Origin of the sequence: Devosia honganensis, assembly GCF_042648785.1 — a bacterium.
GTDB lineage: Bacteria > Pseudomonadota > Alphaproteobacteria > Rhizobiales > Devosiaceae > Devosia > Devosia honganensis.
The window spans coordinates 317,546-338,824 of record NZ_JBHRYD010000010.1 but is presented as its reverse complement, the minus strand read 5'-3'; the positions used below and the strand labels follow the sequence as shown (position 1 = coordinate 338,824).

Here is a 21,279-nt window from a genome sequence, read left to right as displayed (position 1 = left end):
GATATCGACCCCCTTATCCGCCCGCCGCCAAACCAGTGCAAGACCGCTATTGGGCCCATTGCCTTGCCCGAAAAGGCCTGCAATCGTTAATTCCGGTTAACCCGCATCGCCCGACACATGGGGGCAAGAGGAGCACAAGGAGCGACCATGAGTGGATTTATGAAGGAATTCCGGGATTTTGCCATCAAGGGCAATATGATCGATCTGGCCATCGGCGTGATCATCGGCGCCGCCTTCGGCGCCATCGTCTCGTCCATCGTCGACGATATCTTCATGCCGCTGATCGGCATCATCATCGGCGGGATCGATTTTTCCGGCATCGTGCTGACCGTGGGCGAAGCCAAGGTCAATATCGGCCTGTTCATCAACGCCGTGGTCAAGTTCTCCATCATCGCCTTCGTGCTGTTCCTGGTGGTGAAAGGCATCAATTCCCTCAAGCGCGAGGCGGCCCAGGAGCCGGTCGAGGAAACCCCGGCGCCGAGCCGCGAGGAAGTGCTGCTCACCGAAATCCGCGACGCCCTGCGCGCCAGCCCCCGCTGAATCGGACCGGCCGGCTCGTTCCCGGAGCCGGCCTTGTCTTTACCCAGAAGTTAGGAATAATATCGTTGATTTTCCCATGAATAGGTAAATATACCTAAAACCTAGGTAGTCTATCCTAGGGATTCTCCATGTCGGACGGCGTGACCACCTAGAGCAAACTACAAGTGCAAACCACCCGGACAGAGGCGCCGACCCAGCGTAAAGCCTCCGGCCGTGCTAAGTCTTGCGTGTCCGGGCTGGCCCGTCGCTAGGAAAGACCTGTCAGGAGGGCTTCGGCATGAATACGCAAACCTATTACCACGCCTTTCTCAATCGCGATCGGCTCGTCCATATCGTGGACCCCGATCCGGGAAGCTGCGAGGCGTTGAGCGTATTGTTCCGGCTCGAAGGCTTCCAGACGCTGTTTTCGCTCGATCCGGCCGATTTCATTTCCTCGCTCGAGCGGCGCCGGCCGGACGTCGCCGTCATCAATCTGATGCTGGGCGAGGAGAGCGGGCTGGGCCTGCTGCGCCGCGTCAAGGCGCTGCGCACCGGGGCGCCGGTGGTGATGCTGGCCAATGTCCCGCAACTGGACGCCGCCGTCACCGCCATGAAGCTGGGCGCCACCGACGTGCTCGGCAAGCCCATCGACAGCGAGCACCTGCTCACCGTGGTGCGCGACGCGCTGCGCCGCGACGTCCATCTGGGCGCCATGCAGGCCGGCCAGCGCCCCGTCGAGGTGCGCGGCTTCGCCCAGCTCACCCCGCGCGAGCGCGAGGTGCTGCAATTGATCACCAACGGCCAGTCCAACAAGGAAGCCGGCCGGCAACTGGGCATCTCCCCCCGCACCATCGAGGTGCACCGCGCCCGCGTCATGGAAAAGCTCGGCGCCCGCAACACCGCCGACCTGATGCGGATCGTGCTGACTTCGTAGCGTCAAGAAATAGCTCCGGCGGAGCGATTTCAGCGGAGAAGGCCATGAGAGCTATGGTCGAGCGGCAGGCGCATCGACGGGGTGCGTCAGCAAAGCGAAGGCTGTCTGAATCAGCGGCAGCTTTCGACCCCGTTATGGACGTTAGGCACCGCCCAACTCGCTCCCTAAAGCGGACTAATCGTCGTTGGACTGGCTAGGGGCCTTAACGAACAGAATAAAGGCGAACACAAACGTCCCGACAAGGATTGCCTCCCCACCATATGTCGGGAAGGCAATTACTCCTTTGGTTTCCGCGAAACCAATTGCCGCCCGGATGATGGTGGCAGTAAAAATCCAGTTGAAGAAAAAATGCCGATATCGCTTAGGAAGCAACGCGAGATAGGAAAACGGCATCGTAGAAATTCCCTGTTCTCACGCAAAATACTGGGAAGCCGTTACCCCGTCCATTCTATACCAATGCCATTGGTTAATCACGGCAGGCGTGGCTGCCGGTTGGGCCTCTGTGGTCCGTCTCGTTTTCTTGCGATCAAGCCAAAAGCCGTCTGTCTCTTCCCCACCCCAAATGAGCCGGTCGGCTACCGACCTCATTCCAGTCGCCTAGGCGCTAGCTGTCTCATCCCGAAACCGGACACAGCGGTTACTCTTTTATCAAGCCACCAAAATAATCTAGAACATAGGCTTCCTGACCTTGGACCAAGATCGCTTCTCGTCCATGAAAACGCGCTGCGTCTCCAGCATTGGTATCGACATAGACGCCCTGCGGACTTTGCCAACGAAATCCACCTAGAAACCGCCCCTCCTCATACATCTGGGACAGCGCTCTTTTGATTATCTCACCTGCTCCAACCGCGTCGATCAACAGCGGGGCTTTGATGTGGCCGTAATAGTTCATCGCCCATACGGGGGTGTCTGCATACCAAATGGTTTCCTGCCCTATGAAATCGGTGCCGCCGAAATAACTGTCGAGATATGACCATTTGCCATCTGACCAGCGAAGGTCGTGTGACCCCAAGCGGCTGGAGTCGCATTTTTGTCCCCCGCCCACATAGGTTGACGATTTTGCTCTGACGATGGTGGCGTTTAGCTCGTTCAGGTCCATGGGCTCCCTCCAATTGAGTAGATTTTGGCCGGCGTTGCTGCCAAATGCTGTCAGCAGGGAGTTTTGCATGGCCAATTGGAAGAATTATCACAGCAAAACAGCTAGCTCTCCACCGCGCGCCACGCTTCTGAAGGCGTTGATGCTCATGCCAAATCCTGGGCACGCCGTTGATCTTGGTTGTGGCTCAGGGAGGGATACTCTTCACCTTTTGGAGCAAGGTTGGACGGTCCTTGCGATTGACAACCAACAGACGGCTATTAGTCGCCTGCAAATACCGCCACCTATGCCTCAGCGGTGTTCCGCGATATGTGCCAATTTCGAAGAGGTCGAACTAGGCAGAGCCTTACTGATCGATGTCAGCTTTTCCCACCCCCTAGCCGCCGCCAGGGTCGGTCAGCCGCCCAGATTGGGCAGGGTCAGGTCGCCCGAGGTCAGCTTGCTGGCGGTGATGGCCGCATCGGCCTTTTCGCGCGGCAGCTCGAGGCTGGTCCAGACGCTCACCAGCGCGTGGCGCAACTCGAAGATCATCTCGTCGGTGTGGAGCGGGGTGGGGGTGATGCGCAGCCGCTCGGTGCCCCTGGGCACGGTGGGATAGTTGATGGGCTGGATATAGATGTTGTGCTTGTCCAGCAGCATGTCGCTGGCGGCCTTGACCGCCCGCGCATCGCCCACGATCAGCGGCACGATATGGGTGGCGGTCTCCATCACCGGCAGGCCGGCATCGGCCAGGATCGCCTTGGTCAGCCGCGCCTGGCGCTGGTGCATGACGCGCTCGTGGCCATTGCCCTTGAGATGCTCGATGGAGGTGCGCGCCGCCGCGCACAGCGCCGGCGGCAGGGCGGTGGTGAAGATGAACTCGGGCGCATAGGAGCGCACCGCGTCGATGATCGAGCGATTGGCCGCGATATAGCCGCCCATGACGCCGAACCCCTTGGCCAGCGTCCCCTCGATGACGTCGATCCGGTCCATCAGCCCCTCGCGCTCGGCGATGCCGCCGCCGCGCGGGCCGTACATGCCCACGGCATGGACCTCGTCGATATAGGTCAGCGCCCCGAACTCCTCGGCCAGGTCGCAGATTTCCTTGATCGGGGCGATGTCCCCATCCATGGAATAGACCGATTCGAAGACGATCAGCTTGGGCCGCTTGCGGTCCACCTGGCTCAGCAGCTCGCGCAGATGCGCCACGTCGTTGTGCCGGAAGATCTTCTTTTCCATGCCGGACTGGCGCACGCCCTGGATCATCGAGGCGTGGTTGAGCTGATCCGAGAAGATCATGCAGTTGGGCAGCAGCCGGGCGATGGTGGAGATCGAGGCCTCGTTGGACACGAAGCCGGAGGTGAACACCAGCGCCGCTTCCTTGCGGTGCAGGTCGGCGAGCGAGCGCTCCAGCTCGACCAGCGGCCTGTTGGTGCCCGAAATATTGCGGGTGCCCCCGGCGCCCACGCCCATCGTGCCGGCCGCCTCCTGCATGGCGCGCACGACCTTTTCGTGCTGGCCCATGCCCAGATAGTCGTTCGAGCACCAGATGGTGATCTCGCGGGCATTGTCGGCATCGTCGCGATAGCGCGCGCGGGGAAAGCTCCCGGCGATCCGCTCCAGGTCGGCAAAGACGCGATAGCGCTTTTCCGCCCGCAGTGCGTCCACTGCATCCTCGAAGATACCGCGATAATCCATGGGGCCGTTCCTTTGCGCGTGTCGAGGATCGGCAGGGCAGCCGTCCACGCCAGGTAAGCTCTTAACTAATCCCGCCACCGCCGTTTTGATATAGGTCAATTCGACGCGCTCGGACCGCTAACCCCTTACATGCGCAGCAAGTGTCCCGCCAATATCAGACTCATTCTAAGGAGTGCGCCGCCATCTGCCAATCCGCAATCGCCCGCGCCGCAGGGCCGCCGCGCCGGAAGATATTGCCGGAATCCCCGGACTGCGCTTAAATCCGCCTGTCCTGTGGGGGGATGAGGGGGGTATGGGGTGAAGAGCTTTTCGTCTTCCAGCTTTGCCGGCCAGCACGCGGACGCGCCGGTGCTGGCCCATGCGGCGGCCAGCCATCCCCAGGCCCTGTTCAGCGATTTCCAGTGGTTCCTCTACCAGGGGCGGGACACGGTGTTCTTCACCGCCTTTTCCACCCGCAGCTACGGGCGCGAGGACCTGGCCAACATGGTGGCCGAAATGGTCGCCCTCGCCCCCCAGCTGACCCACGGCTTCGTCGGCGCCCAGCCGGGCCAGCCATTTCCCAAACATCTTCTCGACGCCATCGTCTCGCTCGAGACGGTCGAGGATTTCGACGCCTATCCCGATGCCTGGCTGAGCGCCTCCGGCGATATCTTCGAGCGCCCGGACCTGCCCCTGTTCCGGGTCATGGCGGCGGTGCGCCGCGGCGGGCCGGACGCCCAGGGCCGCGCGGCGATCCTGCAGGTCCGCTCCAGCCACGCCTTGCTCGAGGGGTCGGATTCGGCGCTGCTGGCCCGTTCGCAACTGGCCGGCCACGGCGTGCAGTCGGACAAATCCAACAAACTGCCCTGGCGCGACCGCTTCCGCAGCGCCCTGCGCGGGGGGACGATGGCGCTGATCTACATGGTGGTCGCCAATATCCTGGCGCCACCCGAGCGGCCCTGGGGGTTCCGCACCCTCGCCATCGAGCGCCATCGCCTGCGCCGCCTCGCCAACAGGCTGGGGGTGCGGCAGCGCTCCTTGATGTTCGCGCTCGTCACCCATGCGCTCAACGGCGCGGGCGCCGAAAAGCACATGAGCCGGAAGGTGATCGGCGCCGCCTATACCATGCTCGACACCAGGCGGAACGCCACCGACGACGATTTCTTCCGGGTGCGGGCGCTGGAGGCCCGCTTCACCGTCATGGAGGATTTCCTCGCCTATGTCCGCGCCGTGGACGACACCGTGGCGCGCATCGAGCAGAAGGACATCACCTCCTTCCAGGTGGTGATCAACTCGATGTTCCGGGCGCTGCGGGCGGTCAACCGGGTCCTGCCCTTCCTGCCCAACAAGCGCTTCTGGCGCTTCAATGGCGGCATGCATATCGTGCTGACCCTGGTGCCGCCGCACCGCACCTACGGGCCGATGACCCAGGGCATGGTCGAGCCGCTCTATTGCGGCGCCTGGCACTCGCAGGTCAATATCTGCACCTTCTGCCCGGGGCGGGACTACGTCACCTTCAATTTCTCGCTCGAGCAGCGGCATCTGGACAATGTCGGCAGGATCAGCGCGCTGCTCGCGGAAATGGAGGAAAGCGAAGTGACCCCGCATGTCATGACCCCCGCGGTGGAGCGGCTGGGCTGAGCCGCCGGAACAGCGGCGGGGTCGAAGTTTGACGTACGTACCTCAATCCTGCTTGCGGGACCATCGCCGGCCCGCTATGAAGGCCGGACCAATGCCGCAGGCGGATATCGGACCATGACGGAATTTGCTTCCTATCCCAGCCTCGAGGACCGCGCCGTGGTCATTTCCGGCGGGGCTTCGGGGATCGGGGAATCCCTGGTCCGCCATTTCGCCGCGCAGGGCGCGCGGGTCGGCTTCGTCGATATCGCCGACCAACAGGGCCGGGCGCTCGCCGCCGAACTGGCCGAGGCCGGGCAGACGGTGCGCTTCACCCCCTGCGACGTCACCGACACCGAGGCCTTCCAGTCCGCCATAGCCGGCTTTGCCCAGGCGCATGGCGCGGCCCGCGTTCTGGTCAACAATGCCGCCCACGACCAGCGCCATGACTGGGCGGCGGTGACCCCGGCCTATTGGGACGAGCGCATGGCGGTGAATTTGAAACACGCCTTCTTCGCCATCCAGGCGGTGGCGCCGGGCATGGCGCGGCAGGGCGGCGGCTCGATCATCAATTTCGGCTCGATAAGCTGGATGATCATGACCCCGTCCATCCCGCTCTACGAAACGGCCAAGGCGGCGATGCACGGCCTCACCCGCTCCATGGCGCGCGAGCTCGGCCGCTCCGGCATCCGCGTCAATTCGCTGGTGCCCGGCGCGGTGATGACCCCGCGCCAGCTCGAGCTCTGGATCACCCCCGAAGACCTCGAGCAGATCGAGGCGCAACAGGCGCTCCCGGGCCATCTGGCCCCCCAGGATTGCGCCCGCATGGCGCTGTTCCTGGCCGCCGACGACAGCCGGATGATCACCGGGCAGCATTTTCTGGTCGATGCGGGCTGGGCCAATACATAGGCAGAGGCCCCCGCAATGGTTCATCGGCGGTTTTCGACCCCATTGTGGTCGTTAAGCACGTCTAGGGAAATCCCTAAAGCCGACCGTTCGCTTCTGCAAATACCGTGCTTGGCATAAATTTGAATCGACCCTTAAAACAAATTCATCCCAAGGCAAGCTGTACAAATCATTTAGTCTCCTGGATCACGCGCCGTCATTAATGAGGAAAATTGCAATTCTGTCAGAGTGTATTAAAGCCAAAATATTCACTGTATTCCAATTCAGGGTTTGATGTAGACAAATTTGCCTTCGCCTTGGATATAATTTGGGTCATGTCAGTTGTCGGCGGCAGAAAAGCATCCTTCAATAGGCTTTCTGCCAAATCGGTGGTGGGGATTGGAACACCAGAGGCGGCTGTTGCCGCTTTCTGTGAGTAGCTAAGCAACCCTTTCGCGGCGCTAGAATTCAAGAGCTTCCGAGTTCTGAAATTTATCTGCGAGATAATGTGTGGGATGTTCGTAAGGCCACCTAGCGCTGAAGTTTCGGACGACAGTGCTTTGAATTCGCTCGAAAGTATGATCTCCATTAGCCGCTCGGTTTGGGACTTAGATGCCGTAGAAATGCAACTTGCGGCCGCTAAATCAAATGGTTGATAAGTTGACAAGATCCCTTGAATGCCAGCAATTTTGATCCTTGTTTCTGGATTTCTACTTTGGTTTCTAACGTTTTCAAGCTGCTGAAAAAGTTCTTGAATGTCGAAGTGAAAATGAGACTTGAGGAAGAGTGCCTCTAAAAATCTGGGTAACGATCCGTGAGCGGACATCGCAGACATACGCGCTTCTTCTTCCTCCGGTGAACTGGCTTCTCGTTTATGCAAGTACCCACCACCATCGTTTTCTAGACCTAGATCTTCAAAAACTGGATTGAAAAGATCATCTACAATTACATGTACACGTCTATTTATTTCGGTGACCTTGATATATCTTTTGGCCAACTCTGGTAATTTTGATATTTCGTCGTTGAATTGATTTGAATATCTCCACGAGTCCGTTATCAGGATTTCGGTCGCACCAGAAAAGATCAGGCTTTCTATTAGATGGGGTAAAAGCAGGCCTGTTACGTGAGCCCCCTTTCCATCTGGAAATTTCTTCATTATGTGGATGTGAGGCAATATTACTCTTGTGCGCTCAATCATTGGGTGGGATTCTCGTGTCTGTCATCAACCTGAGCAAGGGCGACTTTTTGCCAAGATTTTATCTCGAATGCCAGCTCATAGTGGACCGCCACGATGAGAGAACCAAACGGTAGCTGAACGTCTGCTTGTCTTGCCCATAACCCACAAGCCGACCATCTGCTCTCCACCCCATTTTCGCCGTTCCCAGCCAAGCGTCGCCCTTTCTTCATTCATACCCCGTTCATCGCCTTGGCCTTACCACGCTCCTGCCTTATTGAGGGGACAACACAAGGCCACTCCATTCGCAAATCCTTCAGGGGGACATTCATGAAGTCGAAGGTCATCGTCGCGCTTGCTGCGACCCTGGCGCTCAGCGCCTGCACCACCACCGATCCCTATACCGGCCAGAGCCGCATCTCCAACACCGCCGGCGGGGGCCTCCTGGGTGCGGGCGGAGGCGCGGTGGCGGGCGCCATCGTGGGCGCCGCCGTGGGGGGCGACCCGCGCGTCGGGGCGCTGATCGGCGCGGGCGTAGGCGGGCTCACCGGCGCGGCCATCGGCAATTACATGGACCAGCAGGAAGCCGAACTGCGCGCCCAATTGCAGGGCACCGGCGTCTCGGTGACCCGCGTGGGCGACCAGATCGTCCTCAACATGCCCTCCAACATCACCTTCGCCACCGACCAGTCCACGGTGCAGCCGCAGTTCAACCAGACGCTGGTTTCGGTCGGGCTGGTGCTCAAGAAGTTCGACAAGACCATCGTGGACGTCTACGGCCATACCGACAGCCAGGGCGACGATTCCTACAATCTCTCGCTCAGCCAGCGCCGCGCCGTCTCGGTCGCCACCATCCTGGCCAATCAGGGCATCGACCAGCGCCGCTTCTATATCGAGGGCAAGGGCGAAAGCAGCCCCATCGCCTCCAACGCCACCGAAGCGGGCCGCGCCCAGAACCGGCGCGTGGAAATCCAGCTCTCGCCCATCCGCGGCTGAGCCGTCCAGGGCAATCGAGCCGGCGCCCCCTCTCCTCCTTGGGGGGGAGGGGTTAGGGGTGGGGGTTCCGCGCCGTCGATTTTCTCGATGAATTGATCGGATTCCCGGACAATCCCGAACCCCCACCTGGCCCAGCCATTCGAGCATAGCTCTCATGGCCTTCTCACCTTCAATCGCTCCACCGGAGCGATTGACCCTACGGGACAGTTCGAAGCGCTCAAGGGGGAGGGAGGCGAAGGGGCCGGCCTCACGGATTTATCCATATGCAATAGCCCTCCCCTCAAGGGGGCGCCGGTCGCCGCTTCCGTCAAAACCTGAAAACTTCTAGGGCGCGGCCGGCTCCACCACGGGGGCGGAGGTGGGGGTGCCGGGCTGCATGTCGGTGCCGGGGGCGCCCGAGAAAATCTGCATGACCAGCAGGATGGCCACGATGATGGCCAGCGCCCCCAGGCCGTAGAGCCACCAATTGGTGGGGCCGGCCGCCCCGATCGTGGGATCGTGTTCGCCGGCGACCTTGATGGGCGCGCCCTCGGGCAGGTCGACGCGCGAGCCGTTCTCGTCCACCAGAAAGTCGGCGCTCGCCACTTCCGGCGCCTTGGTTTTCTTGGCCATTCCACATCTCCCTGCTCGCCATGCCCGCAAGATCAATGCGCGCGCGGGGGAGGGGTTCCGAGCCGGCCGGCCCGATCACATTTCGGGAAATGCCGAAACCCCACGGCGATGAGGGCGTTGGTCCCCGCATAAACCCCGTTCATGGAGGACCACATGACTTACGACGACGCCCGCACCGCCAGCGCCGATCTCAAGGAAACCCACGACCTCATCGCCTCCGACAAGGTGGAGGGCACCAAGGTTTACGATCCGCATGGCGAGCATATCGGCTCGATCGAGCGCATCCTCGTCGAGAAGCGCAGCGGCAAGGTCTCCTATGCCGTGCTCAGCTTCGGCGGTTTCCTCGGCATCGGCCACGACCACTATCCGCTGCCCTGGTCCAAGCTGAACTACGACGAGAACCTGGGCGGCTATCGCGTGGACATCACCAAGGAGCAGCTCGAAGGCGCGCCCAGATATGAGCGCGAGGACGAGGGCTACTGGACCGCCGAGAACGGCCGCCGCGTCTATGACTATTACGGCGTGACCCCTTACTGGATCTGACCGTATCCCGGCTTTTTCAGCACCTGATCATTGCCCAGCGGCGCCTCTCCTCCCGGGGGCGCCGTTCGTTTGCCGATGGCCTCAGAAGACGCCCGGATAGCCGGCCCCGTCGCTCAAAATGTGCTGGCCGGTGAGGAAGCCGGACTGGGAAGCGCAGAGGAAGACACACAGGGCAGCGAATTCCTCGGGGGTGGCGAAGCGATTGGCCGAATTGGTCGCGGAGCGCTCGGCCCAGATCTCCTCGAAGCTCTTGTCGGCGGCGGCGGCCAGGTCGCGCCCGTGCTGAAATTGCGTTTCGGTGGCGATGATGCCGGGCAGGGCGGTGTTGAGGGTGACATTGTGCGGGGCGTATTGGCGCGCCACGGCGGTGATGAAGCCGGAAAGGCCCAGCCGCGGGCTCACCGACAGGCCCAGCTCGGCCTTCGGCTCCTTGACGAAGCGGGAGGTCACCGCGACGACGCGCCCGAATTTGCGTTCGGCCATGCCGTCGATGACGCCGGTGATGAGCTCGATCGGCGCCAGCATCATCAGGTCCACCGCCGCGATCCAGTCCTGGCGGCTCCATTGGCGGAAATCGCGCCCGGTGCGTGGCCAGCCGCCATTGTGCACGAGAATGTCCGGATCGGGACATTGGCGCAGCAGCGCGGCGCGCCCCTCCGGCTGCCCCAGATCGGCCGCCACCCAATCGACCTCCACGCCGTGGCGGCTGCGCAGGGTTCGGGCCGCCCCCTCGAGCTTTTCCCCATTGCGCGCCGCCAGCACCAGATGCACGCCCTCGGCGCCGAGCAGGTCGGCCGTGGCATAGCCGATCCCCTCGCTGCCCCCGCAGATGAGCGCCTTGCGGCCGTTCAAGCCCAAATCCATGAACCGTCTCCTTCAGGCCGGATCAATCGGCGGACAGGGCTTCGTCGAGAAAGCTCAGCCGGTCCTGCCCCCAATAGGGCACGTCCCTGTAGAACCAGGTGGGGGTGCCGAAGACGCCGCGCTCCTTGGCCTCGTTCTCGCTGGCTTCCCAGGCGGCGATGATTTCGGGGCTCTCCTCCATGGATTGCAGCAGCTTGCCGTCGAGCCCGAGCGAATCGGCCTTGGCGATGCGGACCGCCGGGTCCTTGACGTCGAGCTCTTCCGCCCAGACGGCGCTGAGCAGGGCGTGGCTCAACTCCAGCGCCGGCAGGCCCAGGCTGTCGGCGGCCAGCACCATGCGCGCCGAGAAATGCGGGATGGTGGGGTAGTGCTTGGGCTTGAGCACGAGCGGCATGCCGAGCCGCTTGCGCCAGCGGTCCAGCTCGATGGCATGATAATCCTGCCTCGCCTGGGGCCGCGAGCGCAGCGGCACGCCGCCATTCTCCTGCACCACGGTGGTGGTGCGCACCACCACGTCCAGATCGTGCTTTTCGATCAGCGCCTTGAATTGCGGCCAGCCCAGATAGGCCCAGGGCGAGCTCAGCGAATGGAAATAGTAGACCTGTTTTCTGGTCATGATCGACTCCCGATGGATTGGATGGGGGAAATTGCGTCGGCGTCCGTCCATTCGTCGCCGGTCAGTTCGCTGCCGGCATAGGCATGGAATTTCTCCAGCAGCGCGCTGCGATCCTCGCGGAACAGCGACCGGGCGATGCCATTGGCCAGCGTGGCGGCGCCCTCGTTCACCGAAGGGATGCCGCTATTGATCTTGCCGTGCGAGAGCAGGGACGGAAACGAGAAGCAATAGGCGTGGGACAGCCAGGCATGGTCCGGATTGCCGGGCCTTGGAGTGAACTCGAAGGCAGGGCCCAGATAGGGCGACAGGGCGAGTGCCGGATTGGCCCGGTCGGGGGGCGGCCGATAGGCCTCGCCCCACAGCAGCGCCCGCTCGGTGATGGCGGAAAATTCGGGCCGCTGGGAAAAGTCGATGCCGAAGCCGGTGGCGAAGATGATGAAATCGGCGCAATAGCGGCCCTTGGGCGTCACCAACTCGATGGCGCCGCCGCGCTCGACCAGATCGAGAACCGGGCTCGACAGGTGGAAATGCGCATTGGGCCAGGCCGAGACGCGCAGCACGCTATGGCGCGGCGGGGGCGTGGTCGCCTTGGCCGCCTCGCTCATGATCTCCCATTTGTCGGCGTCGGGCAGGTCGAAATAGCCGTGCCGCGTGCCCAGGCCGCCAATGCCGGCGAGCTTGTCGATCTTGGCCAGCGTCTCGCGCCGCACGAAAATATCGACCCGCGCCGCGCCGGCCTCGAGGGCGGAGGCGGCATTGTCCATGGCCGAGGAGCCGGAGCCGACCACCGCCACGCGCCGTCCCTGCAGCGCCCGCATGTCGATCACCTCGGCGCCATGCGCGCGATAGCGGGGGTCTATCCGCTGCGCCACCGCCGGCACGACCGGCGCGCCGAGCCCGTCGAGCCCCGAGGCGATGACGAGGCGGCGCGCGAATGCGACATGGTTGGCGTCCCCCCGCCGATAGGTCAGCTCGAACAGGCCGTCATCGCGATGGGCGACGGCGGTGACGTCCGCCTCGTTGACCACGTCCAGCCCCAGCACCTTTCGATACCAGACCAGATAGTCCATCCACTGCGCCGTCGGGATCAGCCCCATGGCCTCGAAGGCGGCGCGGCCGAACCGGGCTTCGTACCAGGCGCGGAAGGTGAGCGCCGGCATGCCCAGGGCCAGCCCCGGCAGCTCCTTGGCGGTCCGCAAGGTGTCCATGCGGGCATAGGTGACCCATGGCCCTTCCCGGCCCGCCGGGGCGCGGTCGAAGGCGCGCACCCGGTAGATGCCGTGCATGCCGAGCGCGGCGAGCGCGATCAGCCCGTTAAGGCCCGCGCCGACGACCGCCACGTCCAGCACCTCCGCGCCATCGGCATGACGCGCCTCGACCCAGGGCCTGGCCGGCCGGTTGAGCCAGAGCAGGTCCTGGGCGAGACGCGCCTCGAGTTCGGCGAGGCTTTGGGGAAGGGCATAGGTCATCTTGTGCGGTGAGCCGTTGCGGCGGGACGCCGGAGAAAGGGAATGTCTGGAGAATTTCACCGTTTCTCTAAAACGCTGAAATTGCTCCAAGTCTTTGTTTTTTATCGCGTTTCCGAACCACGAAACCGTTGCCACTTTTGCTGGAAACGCTCTAGAACGCGGCGGCTTGCCGGCGGCCCGGAATGCTGGCGATCAGCTCTTTGGTGTAGGCGTGCCGCGGATTGCCGAAGACCTCCTCGACGCCGCCCCTCTCCACTTCGCGCCCGCCCTGCATCACCGAGACGGTATCGGCGATCTGGCGCACCACGGCGAGATCGTGGGAAACGAAGATGTAGGTCAGGCCGAATTCCTCCTGGAGCCGAGCCAGCAATTCGAGGATGCGGGCCTGGACGGTGACGTCGAGCGCCGAGACGGCCTCGTCCAGCACCAGGATCTCGGGCCGCAGGATCAGCGCCCGGGCGATGGCGACGCGCTGCCTCTGCCCGCCCGAAAGCGCCGAGGGGCGCCGCTCCAGCACGGCGGCGGGCAGGCCGACGCGCCCGATCATGTCCTCGACGCGCCGCCGGCGCTCCGCCGCCGATACGGCCTCGAAATTGAGCAGCGGCTCCTCGACGATGGCAAAGATGCTCTGGCGGGGATCGAGCGAGCTATAGGGGTTCTGATAGACGAGCTGGACGGTGCGGCGGAACTGCCGGCGGGCCTCGCCGGCAATGGCGGTCACCTCCTGCCCGCCCACCACGACGCGGCCGGAGGTGGGCTTTTCGAAGCCGGTGACCATGCGGATCGCGGTGGTCTTGCCGCTGCCCGATTCGCCCACGATGGCGTGGGTCGAGCCGCGCGCGACGCGAAAGGAGAGGGCGTCGACGGCGCGCAGGGGCTCGGCGCGGCCCGCGGTATGAAAATCCTTGCGCAGCTCCTCGACGACCACGATGTCGTCGCTTCCGGCGCGCAGGGCACGGGGCGGAGGCGCGAAAAAGGCGGGCGCGTCGGCCAGCAGCTTCCGGGTATAGGCGCTTTCGGGCGCGGCGAGGATGGTTCTGGTGCGCCCGGCCTCGACGATGCGGCCGCCCTGCATGACCACGATGGCATCGGCCCGGTCGGCGGCCACGCCCAGATCGTGGGTGACCAGCAGCACCGAGGACCCCGACTGGGCCTTGAGCGCGTCGATGAGATCCAGGATGTGCTTCTGCACGGTGACGTCCAGCGCGCTGGTCGGCTCGTCGGCGATGATCAGCTCGGGCTCGAGCGCGATGGCCATGGCGATGAGCACGCGCTGGCGCATGCCGCCCGACAATTGATGCGGATATTGGTCGTAGCGCAGCTCCGGGGCGGACAGCCCCACCTTTTCGAGCAGGCCGAGGACCCTTTCGCGGATCTCGGCCTTGCCCAGCGGCTGGCGATGGATGCGGAACATCTCGCCCAGTTGCGATCCGATGGTGCGGATCGGGTTGAGCGAACTGCCGGGGTCCTGCGGCACGAGGCCGATGCGCGAGCCGCGCAGGCCGTCCAACTGCCGGTCGGACCAGCGGGCGATATCGCCGCCATTGAGCAGCACCTGCCCGCCCTCGATCCGCCCGCCCGAGAGCAGGCCGATGATCGACTGGGCCGTGGTGGTCTTGCCCGAGCCGGATTCGCCCACGATGGCGAGCGTTTCCCCGCGCTCCAGCCGGAAGGAGACGCCATGGACGGCGCGCTGCGACCGGTGGCCCCTGCCGTAGGAGACGACCAGATCGCGCACTTCCAGCGCCGGTATGTCGAGAATGGGCGCGGCGAAATTCATGACTGCCCCCGGATCGACTTGCTGAGCTGGTTGGCGGCGAGCACCACGATGACGACGACGATGCCCGGCGCGGCGGTGAGCCACCAGGCGGTGGCCACATAGTTGCGGCCCTCGGAAACCAGCAGCCCCCATTCCGGCGTCGGCGGCGGCGCCCCATAGCCCAGGAAGCTGAGGGTCGACAGCGTCAGGATGGCCGAGCCGAATTGCAGCGCCGAAAAGGCGATCACCGAGGTCAGCGAATTGGGCAGCACATGGCGCCAGAGCACTGTTACCAGCGTGCCACCGCTGCCCACCGCGGCCTCGACATAGTCGCTGCGCCGCACCCGGATCACCTCCGAGCGCATCAGCCGGGCGAAGGCCGCCACCGCCGAAGCGCCCACTGCGATCGAGGCGTTGAAGGTGCCGAAGCCCAGGAGGATGATGATGCTGAGGGCCAGCAGCAGGCCGGGGATGGACAGCAGCACATCGACGAAGCGCATGGCGATCTCGTCGACCACCCCGCCGATGGCGCCGGACAGCAGGCCCAGCGCCGAGCCGGCGACGAGCCCCACCAGCGTCGCCACCAGCGCCCCGCTCAGCGAATGGACCGAGCCGTGCACGACGCGGGAATAAAGGTCCCGCCCGATAGCGTCGGTGCCGAAGAAATTGGCGGCGCTCGGGGGGCTGAGCTGCTGGCCCGGCACGCTCAGATAGGGATCGTGCGTGGCGAACAGCCCCGGCATGACCGCCCAGAGCAGGGCGACGGCCAGCACCAGCCCGGCCAGCGCGGTCGCGGGGCCGACAGGGCCGAAAAGGGTCCGCGCCGGCTTTCTCGCCGCCGGCAGGGCGTTTTCCTGGAACGTCACGTCACACCGCCTTTGCCGCGTAGCGCAATCTGGGGTCGAGCACCGGATAGAGCAGGTCGACCAGAAGGTTGATGGCCACGAAGCAGGTGGCCGACAGCAACACCACGGCCTGGAGCACCGCGACGTCGAGCGTGGCCACCGCGGCTTCCGTCAGCCGGCCGATGCCGTTGAGGCCGAACACGGTCTCGGTCACCACTGCACCGGCCAGCAATTCGCCGAACAGCATGCCGGCAATGGTCAGCACCGGCAGCAGCGCATTGCCCAGAACGTGGCGCGAGAACACCCAGCCCAGCGATGCCCCCTTGGCCCGCGCCGCCGCAACGAACGGCCGGGTCATGACCTCGTCGATATTGCGGATGAGGATCTGGGCGATGGGCGCGCTGATGGGCACGGCCAGTGTCGCCACCGGCAGGATCAGCCCCTTCCAGGGCCCCGGATTGATCACCGGGATGAGCCCGAGCCGGAAGGAGAAGATCTGGATGAGCATGATGCCCAGCCAGAAGGCGGGCACCGCCACGAACAGCGAGGGCAGGGCGGTGAGCGCCCGGCGCAGCCAGGCGAAGGGCGCGAAATAGGAGAGGAAGGCCAAAAGGAAGCTGAGAAAGGCCGCCGCCAGGAACGCCAGCCCGGCCAGCCGCATGGTGGGCCAGATATTGTCGGCCAGCAGCGCCGCGACCGGCACGCCCGCATCGATCGAATAGCCCAAATCCCCCGACAGCATGTTGAGCAGCGAGCCGGCATATTGCTGCAGGGGCGGCGTGTCGGCGCCATAGGCCGCCCGGATATGGGCGAGCTGTTCGGGCGTCAGCACGTAATCGGCGCCCATGAACTTGATGAACACCGCATCCCCCGGCATCAATTGCAGGAGGATGAAGGAGAGGGTGAAGGCGGCCCAGAGCACGACGATGGCCTGCACGATGCGCGAGACGATGTATCGGGGATCAAACATGGTCCGTCCGTGAAGCTGCCGTGATGGGTCCGGGCCGCGCCATGGCCCTAGCGATCCAGCCAGGTGCTGTAGAACACCGGACGCCCGACCGCCTCGAACGCAATGCCCTTGACATAGGGAGCGCCGGCAAAGGACTGGGGCTCCTCGAAGAAGGGGATGACATAGGCCTGTTCGATGAGGTGGCGCTGGGCCTCGGCGGTATGCTCGAGGCGCTTTTGCGCATCCGGCTCGGAGGCGATGCTGTCGAGGATGGCGTTGAGCTCCTCGTCGATGAAAGTGGTGTCGATGCCCCGGCCGCCGACCTGCCGGAGCTGGTCGCGGGTGGTGGGATAATACTGGCTCTTGAGCACGTCGGGATCGGCGCGTTCGACCTTGGTGGGCACCAGCGGGGTCTTGAGCGGATCGAGATCGTCGGCGGTCCGCGTCGCCGCCTCGCCGGCCAGCAAATTGAGCTCGGCCCCGACCGCCTTCCACTGCTGCGCCAGCAATTGCAGCGTTTCCTTGCTGCGCGCGTAGTTGAGCGATTCATAGACGCCCAGCGACAGGCGCCGGCCATCCTTTTCGCGGATGCCGTCGGCGCCCGCCACCCAGCCGGCCTCGTCGAGCAGGCTGTTGGCGAGGGCGGTGTCGAAGGTCAACTGGTCGCCCAGATCGATAAAGCCGGCGGACACCGAGGACAGCGGCGAGCGCGCCCTGGGGTAGTTGTCCGAATAGAGCGTATCGATGATTTCCTGCGCATTGGTCGCGTGCAGCAGCGCCTGGCGGACCTTCAGTTCGGCCACCAGCGGATTGCTCGGGCGGAAGGCCACGGAATGGGTGGTGCCGCGGGTCTGGGCGCCATAGACGGTGTAGCCGGCGGCGTTGACCTGGGCCTCGTCATAGGCGTGGACCTGGCGGATGAAATCGCCCTGCCCGGAGAGCAGGGCGCCGATGCGCACCCCGTCCTCGGGCACCGTCAGGATGGAGATGCCGTCGAGATAGGCGCGGCCCTGATGCTCCAGGCTGGCCGGGCCCCAGGCGTAATCCTCGCGGGCGACGAGCTGGATTTCCGTGCCCAGCACCTCGCTGGCGACGACGAAGGGACCCGAGCCGACAATGTTGGGCGCCTGGCCCAGCTCATCCACAGGACGGGCCAGCGTCGCGGGCGAAACCAGCCCCGAAGTGGGGGTGGCGGTGGCCTGCAGGAAGCCGGGCGCGGGAGCGTTGAAGACCAGCTTGACCGTCAGCGGATCGATGATTTCGCTGTGGTCGTAATTGCTGATGGCTTCCGAGACGGTGAGCTTGAGGTCGGCGTTGCCGAGCCCGAAAATGTCGTAATTGGCGGCCACCGCCGCGGCGTCGAGCGGGGTGCCGTCCGAAAATGTGACGCCCCCGCGCAGATGGAAGACATATTCGGTGGCGTCGGCATTGATCTCCCAGGAGCGGGCGATCCAGGGCTCGATCTCCAGCGTCTCGGAATTCTGATAGGTGAGCTTGTCAGTGATCTGATTGAGCAGGCCGGCATTGGGATAGAAGCCGGCGGCGGGCGGATAGAGGCTCGTATGGGCCTGCTTTTCCAGATAGATCAGCGTCCCGCCCGGAACGGCGTCCTGGGCGAGGGCCGGAGCGGCCAGAAGGCCGCCGGCGATCAGGGCGCCGGTCGCGGCGAAATTGCGAAGAAGCTGGCGGCGGGTGGTGGAATACGACACGTCGATGACCTTTTCCTGCGGGCGCAAGCGCGGCAGACCGATGCCTGCCGGGCGCGGCTGAAGGGCTCGCCCGGCGGGGCGCCGGGCGATGAAACCGTTCCAATCCGGGTGATGAATGCAATCTCGATTGGCCCGATAAGAATTAGCATTCCGGGGTCGAGGCTGAGAACCGCCGCGGGCGCAGTTCGATCCCAATTTGCCCGCTGGCGATGAAATTATGGCGCGCCGGCCCCGGCCCGGGCGCAAAATTCGTCCGAAGCGCAATTTGGGGTGCGGCGGCGCCATTGCCGGCACGGGCCGAAAAATCCGCCATGCGGTGTCGAACGCTGCCGGGGTCGTCCGTCGTGTCGGTATAAACAGCGACAAATCCGGAGGAATTTCCATGCGCTATTTCATGAGCATCGTCCCGCCCGCCGATCTCCGGCCGGAAGACATTCCGCAAGGGCTGATGGACGCGATGGGGCCGTGGATGGAAAAGCGCCTCGGGGACGGCGCGCTGGTCTCGACCGGTGGCCTCGAGCCCGCCAGCCAAGGCAAGCGCCTCGTCGGGCGGGACGGCGGGATCGCCGTGCTCGATGGACCCTTTGCCGAAGCCAAGGAGGTCATCGGCGGCTATGCCGTGTTCGAGGCGCCCGATCTCGAAGCGGCGACGGCGCTGGCCCGCGAATTCATGCAGCTGCATGTCGACAACGGGCTGCCGGAGCTGGTTCTGGAGCTGCGCGGGATCGCCGGCGGCGCCAATTACTGATTTTGCCGCCCCTGACATATTCCGGCACGGATGCCGGATTAAACTTACCCATCCATCAAGGAGGAAGTTCATGAAAGTCGTTGCCAATATCGATTTCGACGGTGATTGCCGCGAAGCGTTCACCGAATATGCCCGCATTCTGGGCGGCGAGGTCCGCGCCATGATCAGCCACCGCGATATGCCCGGAATTGCGGACAATGTTCCCGAGGACCGCCTCGACCGCATCCTGCATGCCTGGATCGATATCGGCGACCAGGCGCTGATGGGCCAGGACATGGGGGATTTCGCCGGCCGCAAGGGCTATAGCGTCACCGTCTCCGCCGATTCCGTCGAGGACGCCCGCCGTATCTTCGAGGCCTTGTCGAAGGGCGGCGAGGCGGCCATACCCTTCGGACCCCAGCCATGGTCGCCGGGCTTCGGCATGACGCAGGACCGCTTCGGCGTCACCTGGGTGATCGATTCCCCCGCCACGGAATGATCCGGCATCGGGGATTGGCTGAAACCTGAGGGAAACTGGTGCTGCCGGTCAGGATTGAACTGACGGCCTCTCCCTTACCAAGGGAGTGCTCTACCACTGAGCTACGGCAGCAATTGGGGCGGCTCGGGAGGACCGGCGGCGACGGGGGCTCCTTTGCCATAGCGTCCGGCTCGACGCAAGGCCAAAAACGGCCTATGACCGCCCCCGACGACTCGATGGGCCGGGAAGCAATGGGCAAATCGGAACAAGCGGCGCTGCGTGAGCAAAGATTGGCCGCAAAGCTCCGCGAAAACCTCAAGCGCCGCAAGCAGCAGGCAAGGGCGCGCGCCGCAGGGCACGAGCCGGACCCCGACGCTTCGGCCCCCGAAACGGACGCGGACAAGAAACCGTAAACCATTTTCGGGCGATTCTACATCGTCACCCTTTCCAGAGTGCGGCTGGTCTGGCCCAAGCGGCAACGAAGACCTCGCCTACCTCCCACCAGGTAGCAGGCCCCAGGGCCCGTATTGAGGACTTCTTCATGGATCGTATTCGTTTGGTCGGCGGCAACGAGCTTCGGGGCGAAATCCCCATCTCCGGCGCCAAGAACGCCGCCCTGCCGCTGATGATCGCCTCGCTTCTGACCGACGAACCGCTGGTGCTGACCAATGTGCCGCGGCTGGCCGACGTCAAGCAGCTCGAGCGCATCCTCGAGAATCACGGCGTCGACATCGCCGTGCATGGCCGCCGCCGCGGCGAGGAGGGCGCTGGCCAGCGCATGACCTTCCATGCCGCCGACATCGTCGACACCACGGCGCCCTACGAGCTGGTCTCCAAGATGCGGGCCAGCTTCTGGGTCATCGGGCCGCTTCTGGCGCGCTGCCGCGAGGCGCGCGTCTCGCTGCCGGGCGGCTGCGCCATCGGCACGCGCCCGGTCGATCTCTTCCTTTACGGCCTGCAGCAGCTGGGCGCGGAAATCGATATCGACGAGGGCTATGTCGTCGCCCGCGCGCCCGAGGGCGGGCTGGTCGGCACGACGATCAGCTTCCCCAAGGTCTCGGTGGGCGCCACCCACACCATGCTGATGGCCGCGAGCCTGGCGCGCGGCGTCACGGTGATCGAGAATGCGGCCCAGGAGCCCGAAGTCACCAATGTGGCCGAATGCCTCGTGGCCATGGGCGCGAAAATCTCCGGCATCGGCACCCGCACGCTGACCATCGAGGGCGTGGACCGGCTGCACGGCGCGACGGTGGAGGTCATTCCCGACCGCATCGAGACCGGCACTTTCGCCATGGCCGCGGCCATGACCGGGGGCGACGTGCTGCTGCGCGGGGCGCGGTCCGAGCATCTCGAGGCGGCGCTGGACATCCTGCGCCGGACCGGCGTCGAGCTGATGCAGGAAAGCGGCGGCCTGCGCGTCAGGCGCAATGGCAACGGCATCCAGCCGGTCGACGTCGAGACCGATCCCTTTCCCGGCTTCCCCACCGATCTGCAGGCGCAGTTCATGGCGCTGATGACCATGAGCACCGGGGTCAGCCAGATCCGCGAGACCATTTTCGAGAACCGCTACATGCATGTGGCCGAACTGGTGCGCTTCGGGGCCGACATCGCCGTCAACGGCCAGGTGGCCACCATTCACGGCAAGCCGCAATTGAAGGGCGCCCAGGTCATGGCCACCGATTTGCGGGCCTCGGTATCGCTGGTGATCGCGGGACTCGCCGCCCAGGGCGAAACCGTGGTCAACCGCATCTATCACCTCGACCGCGGCTTCGAGCGGCTGGAGGAAAAGCTGGGCCAGTGCGGCGCCGAGATCGAGCGCGTCGCGGGGTAG

Annotated in this window: 22 protein-coding genes, 1 tRNA gene and 1 pseudogene; 11 read left to right on the top strand and 13 right to left on the bottom strand. The window is 64.3% G+C overall.

The window, feature by feature from the left end:
* Window positions 1–147 precede the first annotated feature (147 nt).
* Complete coding sequence (mscL, locus tag ACFOOL_RS12675) at window positions 148–540, top strand: large-conductance mechanosensitive channel protein MscL (protein ID WP_380097475.1); 393 nt, start codon at window positions 148–150, stop codon at window positions 538–540.
* A gap of 277 nt (window positions 541–817) precedes the next feature.
* The gene (locus ACFOOL_RS12670; RefSeq protein WP_380097474.1) at window positions 818–1,453 is read left to right on the top strand and encodes a response regulator transcription factor; all 636 of its coding nucleotides are present in this window, start codon (window positions 818–820) and stop codon (window positions 1,451–1,453) included.
* A 174-nt stretch (window positions 1,454–1,627) separates the two neighbouring features.
* On the opposite strand, the gene ACFOOL_RS12665 is transcribed toward ACFOOL_RS12670, so the two are convergent.
* Together ACFOOL_RS12665 and ACFOOL_RS12660 are read right to left on the bottom strand one after the other, a co-directional pair.
* A complete protein-coding gene (locus tag ACFOOL_RS12665) occupies window positions 1,628–1,846 on the bottom strand; it encodes a hypothetical protein (RefSeq protein ID WP_380097473.1) in 219 nt (72 codons plus the stop codon).
* 244 nt (window positions 1,847–2,090) lie between these two features.
* Window positions 2,091–2,552, bottom strand: a complete 462-nt coding sequence (locus ACFOOL_RS12660; RefSeq protein ID WP_380097472.1) for a DUF5680 domain-containing protein — start codon at window positions 2,550–2,552, stop codon at window positions 2,091–2,093.
* Between ACFOOL_RS12660 and ACFOOL_RS12655 the strand changes: the two are divergent.
* Window positions 2,524–2,874, top strand: a pseudogene (locus ACFOOL_RS12655) (hypothetical protein); the annotation flags it as partial. The gene ACFOOL_RS12660 and the pseudogene ACFOOL_RS12655 overlap by 29 nt on opposite strands.
* Before the next feature lie 71 nt (window positions 2,875–2,945).
* Here ACFOOL_RS12655 and hemA read toward each other — a convergent pair.
* Window positions 2,946–4,226, bottom strand: a complete 1,281-nt coding sequence (gene hemA, locus ACFOOL_RS12650) for a 5-aminolevulinate synthase (RefSeq protein WP_380097471.1) — start codon at window positions 4,224–4,226, stop codon at window positions 2,946–2,948.
* Window positions 4,227–4,523: 297 nt separating this feature from the next.
* On the opposite strand from hemA, the gene ACFOOL_RS12645 reads away from it, so the two are divergent.
* Complete coding sequence (locus ACFOOL_RS12645; protein ID WP_380097469.1) at window positions 4,524–5,846, top strand: hypothetical protein; 1,323 nt, start codon at window positions 4,524–4,526, stop codon at window positions 5,844–5,846.
* Window positions 5,847–5,960: 114 nt separating this feature from the next.
* On the top strand, window positions 5,961–6,731 hold the full coding sequence (locus ACFOOL_RS12640; RefSeq protein ID WP_380097468.1) for an SDR family NAD(P)-dependent oxidoreductase: 771 nt from the start codon (window positions 5,961–5,963) through the stop codon (window positions 6,729–6,731).
* Between the two features lie 220 nt (window positions 6,732–6,951).
* Here the strand turns inward: ACFOOL_RS12640 and ACFOOL_RS12635 are convergent, their stop codons facing one another.
* Window positions 6,952–7,905, bottom strand: a complete 954-nt coding sequence (locus ACFOOL_RS12635; protein ID WP_380097467.1) for a hypothetical protein — start codon at window positions 7,903–7,905, stop codon at window positions 6,952–6,954.
* 306 nt (window positions 7,906–8,211) lie between these two features.
* On the opposite strand from ACFOOL_RS12635, the gene ACFOOL_RS12630 reads away from it, so the two are divergent.
* A complete protein-coding gene (locus ACFOOL_RS12630; RefSeq protein ID WP_380097466.1) occupies window positions 8,212–8,877 on the top strand; it encodes an OmpA family protein in 666 nt (221 codons plus the stop codon).
* 324 nt (window positions 8,878–9,201) lie between these two features.
* On the opposite strand, the gene ACFOOL_RS12625 is transcribed toward ACFOOL_RS12630, so the two are convergent.
* Complete coding sequence (locus tag ACFOOL_RS12625; protein ID WP_380097465.1) at window positions 9,202–9,489, bottom strand: hypothetical protein; 288 nt, start codon at window positions 9,487–9,489, stop codon at window positions 9,202–9,204.
* A 153-nt stretch (window positions 9,490–9,642) separates the two neighbouring features.
* Between ACFOOL_RS12625 and ACFOOL_RS12620 the strand changes: the two genes are divergently transcribed.
* Window positions 9,643–10,032 carry a PRC-barrel domain-containing protein gene (locus ACFOOL_RS12620; RefSeq protein WP_380097464.1) on the top strand — a complete coding sequence of 130 codons (390 nt, stop codon included), beginning with the start codon at window positions 9,643–9,645 and terminating at the stop codon, window positions 10,030–10,032.
* A gap of 81 nt (window positions 10,033–10,113) precedes the next feature.
* On the opposite strand, the gene ACFOOL_RS12615 is transcribed toward ACFOOL_RS12620, so the two are convergent.
* The 7 genes from ACFOOL_RS12615 to ACFOOL_RS12585 all read right to left on the bottom strand — a co-directional run bounded on the left by ACFOOL_RS12615 (window position 10,114) and on the right by ACFOOL_RS12585 (window position 18,243).
* Window positions 10,114–10,896, bottom strand: a complete 783-nt coding sequence (locus ACFOOL_RS12615; RefSeq protein WP_380097463.1) for an SDR family NAD(P)-dependent oxidoreductase — start codon at window positions 10,894–10,896, stop codon at window positions 10,114–10,116.
* 22 nt (window positions 10,897–10,918) lie between these two features.
* On the bottom strand, window positions 10,919–11,512 hold the full coding sequence (locus ACFOOL_RS12610) for a 2-hydroxychromene-2-carboxylate isomerase (RefSeq protein WP_380097462.1): 594 nt from the start codon (window positions 11,510–11,512) through the stop codon (window positions 10,919–10,921).
* The gene (locus tag ACFOOL_RS12605) at window positions 11,509–12,981 is read right to left on the bottom strand and encodes an NAD(P)-binding domain-containing protein (protein WP_380097461.1); all 1,473 of its coding nucleotides are present in this window, start codon (window positions 12,979–12,981) and stop codon (window positions 11,509–11,511) included. The genes ACFOOL_RS12610 and ACFOOL_RS12605 overlap by 4 nt, the downstream gene beginning before the upstream one ends.
* Window positions 12,982–13,132: 151 nt before the next feature.
* Complete coding sequence (locus tag ACFOOL_RS12600) at window positions 13,133–14,761, bottom strand: dipeptide ABC transporter ATP-binding protein (protein WP_380097460.1); 1,629 nt, start codon at window positions 14,759–14,761, stop codon at window positions 13,133–13,135.
* Window positions 14,758–15,585: an ABC transporter permease gene (locus tag ACFOOL_RS12595; protein ID WP_380097496.1), complete on the bottom strand. Its 828-nt coding sequence runs from the start codon at window positions 15,583–15,585 to the stop codon at window positions 14,758–14,760. The genes ACFOOL_RS12600 and ACFOOL_RS12595 overlap by 4 nt, the downstream gene beginning before the upstream one ends.
* Before the next feature lie 22 nt (window positions 15,586–15,607).
* Complete coding sequence (locus ACFOOL_RS12590) at window positions 15,608–16,555, bottom strand: ABC transporter permease (RefSeq protein ID WP_380097459.1); 948 nt, start codon at window positions 16,553–16,555, stop codon at window positions 15,608–15,610.
* Window positions 16,556–16,602: 47 nt separating this feature from the next.
* A complete protein-coding gene (locus ACFOOL_RS12585; protein WP_380097458.1) occupies window positions 16,603–18,243 on the bottom strand; it encodes a TIGR04028 family ABC transporter substrate-binding protein in 1,641 nt (546 codons plus the stop codon).
* 382 nt (window positions 18,244–18,625) lie between these two features.
* On the opposite strand from ACFOOL_RS12585, the gene ACFOOL_RS12580 reads away from it, so the two are divergent.
* The gene (locus ACFOOL_RS12580; RefSeq protein ID WP_380097457.1) at window positions 18,626–18,991 is read left to right on the top strand and encodes a YciI family protein; all 366 of its coding nucleotides are present in this window, start codon (window positions 18,626–18,628) and stop codon (window positions 18,989–18,991) included.
* 70 nt (window positions 18,992–19,061) lie between these two features.
* On the top strand, window positions 19,062–19,469 hold the full coding sequence (locus ACFOOL_RS12575; protein WP_380097455.1) for a VOC family protein: 408 nt from the start codon (window positions 19,062–19,064) through the stop codon (window positions 19,467–19,469).
* A 36-nt stretch (window positions 19,470–19,505) separates the two neighbouring features.
* On the opposite strand, the gene ACFOOL_RS12570 is transcribed toward ACFOOL_RS12575, so the two are convergent.
* Window positions 19,506–19,580: transfer RNA gene (locus ACFOOL_RS12570), tRNA-Thr, on the bottom strand.
* Between the two features lie 83 nt (window positions 19,581–19,663).
* On the opposite strand from ACFOOL_RS12570, the gene ACFOOL_RS12565 reads away from it, so the two are divergent.
* Together ACFOOL_RS12565 and murA are read left to right on the top strand one after the other, a co-directional pair.
* Entirely contained in the window at window positions 19,664–19,861 is a 198-nt protein-coding gene (locus tag ACFOOL_RS12565) for a hypothetical protein (RefSeq protein WP_380097453.1), read from the top strand.
* Window positions 19,862–19,989: 128 nt separating this feature from the next.
* A complete protein-coding gene (gene murA, locus ACFOOL_RS12560) occupies window positions 19,990–21,279 on the top strand; it encodes a UDP-N-acetylglucosamine 1-carboxyvinyltransferase (RefSeq protein WP_380097452.1) in 1,290 nt (429 codons plus the stop codon).

Bases quoted from the DNA above. Each gene is read 5' to 3' on its own strand.
- ACFOOL_RS12620 (WP_380097464.1), top strand. From the start codon at position 9,643: ATGACTTACGACGACGCCCGCACCGCCAGCGCCGATCTCAAGGAAACC.
- ACFOOL_RS12640 (WP_380097468.1), top strand. From the start codon at position 5,961: ATGACGGAATTTGCTTCCTATCCCAGCCTCGAGGACCGCGCCGTGGTC.
- ACFOOL_RS12670 (WP_380097474.1), top strand. From the start codon at position 818: ATGAATACGCAAACCTATTACCACGCCTTTCTCAATCGCGATCGGCTC.
- murA (WP_380097452.1), top strand. From the start codon at position 19,990: ATGGATCGTATTCGTTTGGTCGGCGGCAACGAGCTTCGGGGCGAAATC.
- ACFOOL_RS12660 (WP_380097472.1), bottom strand. From the start codon at position 2,552: ATGGACCTGAACGAGCTAAACGCCACCATCGTCAGAGCAAAATCGTCA.
- ACFOOL_RS12580 (WP_380097457.1), top strand. From the start codon at position 18,626: ATGCGCTATTTCATGAGCATCGTCCCGCCCGCCGATCTCCGGCCGGAA.
- ACFOOL_RS12610 (WP_380097462.1), bottom strand. From the start codon at position 11,512: ATGACCAGAAAACAGGTCTACTATTTCCATTCGCTGAGCTCGCCCTGG.
- ACFOOL_RS12615 (WP_380097463.1), bottom strand. From the start codon at position 10,896: ATGGATTTGGGCTTGAACGGCCGCAAGGCGCTCATCTGCGGGGGCAGC.
- ACFOOL_RS12600 (WP_380097460.1), bottom strand. From the start codon at position 14,761: ATGAATTTCGCCGCGCCCATTCTCGACATACCGGCGCTGGAAGTGCGC.
- mscL (WP_380097475.1), top strand. From the start codon at position 148: ATGAGTGGATTTATGAAGGAATTCCGGGATTTTGCCATCAAGGGCAAT.
- ACFOOL_RS12590 (WP_380097459.1), bottom strand. From the start codon at position 16,555: ATGTTTGATCCCCGATACATCGTCTCGCGCATCGTGCAGGCCATCGTC.
- ACFOOL_RS12575 (WP_380097455.1), top strand. From the start codon at position 19,062: ATGAAAGTCGTTGCCAATATCGATTTCGACGGTGATTGCCGCGAAGCG.
- hemA (WP_380097471.1), bottom strand. From the start codon at position 4,226: ATGGATTATCGCGGTATCTTCGAGGATGCAGTGGACGCACTGCGGGCG.
- ACFOOL_RS12605 (WP_380097461.1), bottom strand. From the start codon at position 12,981: ATGACCTATGCCCTTCCCCAAAGCCTCGCCGAACTCGAGGCGCGTCTC.
- ACFOOL_RS12625 (WP_380097465.1), bottom strand. From the start codon at position 9,489: ATGGCCAAGAAAACCAAGGCGCCGGAAGTGGCGAGCGCCGACTTTCTG.
- ACFOOL_RS12665 (WP_380097473.1), bottom strand. From the start codon at position 1,846: ATGCCGTTTTCCTATCTCGCGTTGCTTCCTAAGCGATATCGGCATTTT.
- ACFOOL_RS12565 (WP_380097453.1), top strand. From the start codon at position 19,664: ATGACCGCCCCCGACGACTCGATGGGCCGGGAAGCAATGGGCAAATCG.
- ACFOOL_RS12630 (WP_380097466.1), top strand. From the start codon at position 8,212: ATGAAGTCGAAGGTCATCGTCGCGCTTGCTGCGACCCTGGCGCTCAGC.
- ACFOOL_RS12635 (WP_380097467.1), bottom strand. From the start codon at position 7,905: ATGATTGAGCGCACAAGAGTAATATTGCCTCACATCCACATAATGAAG.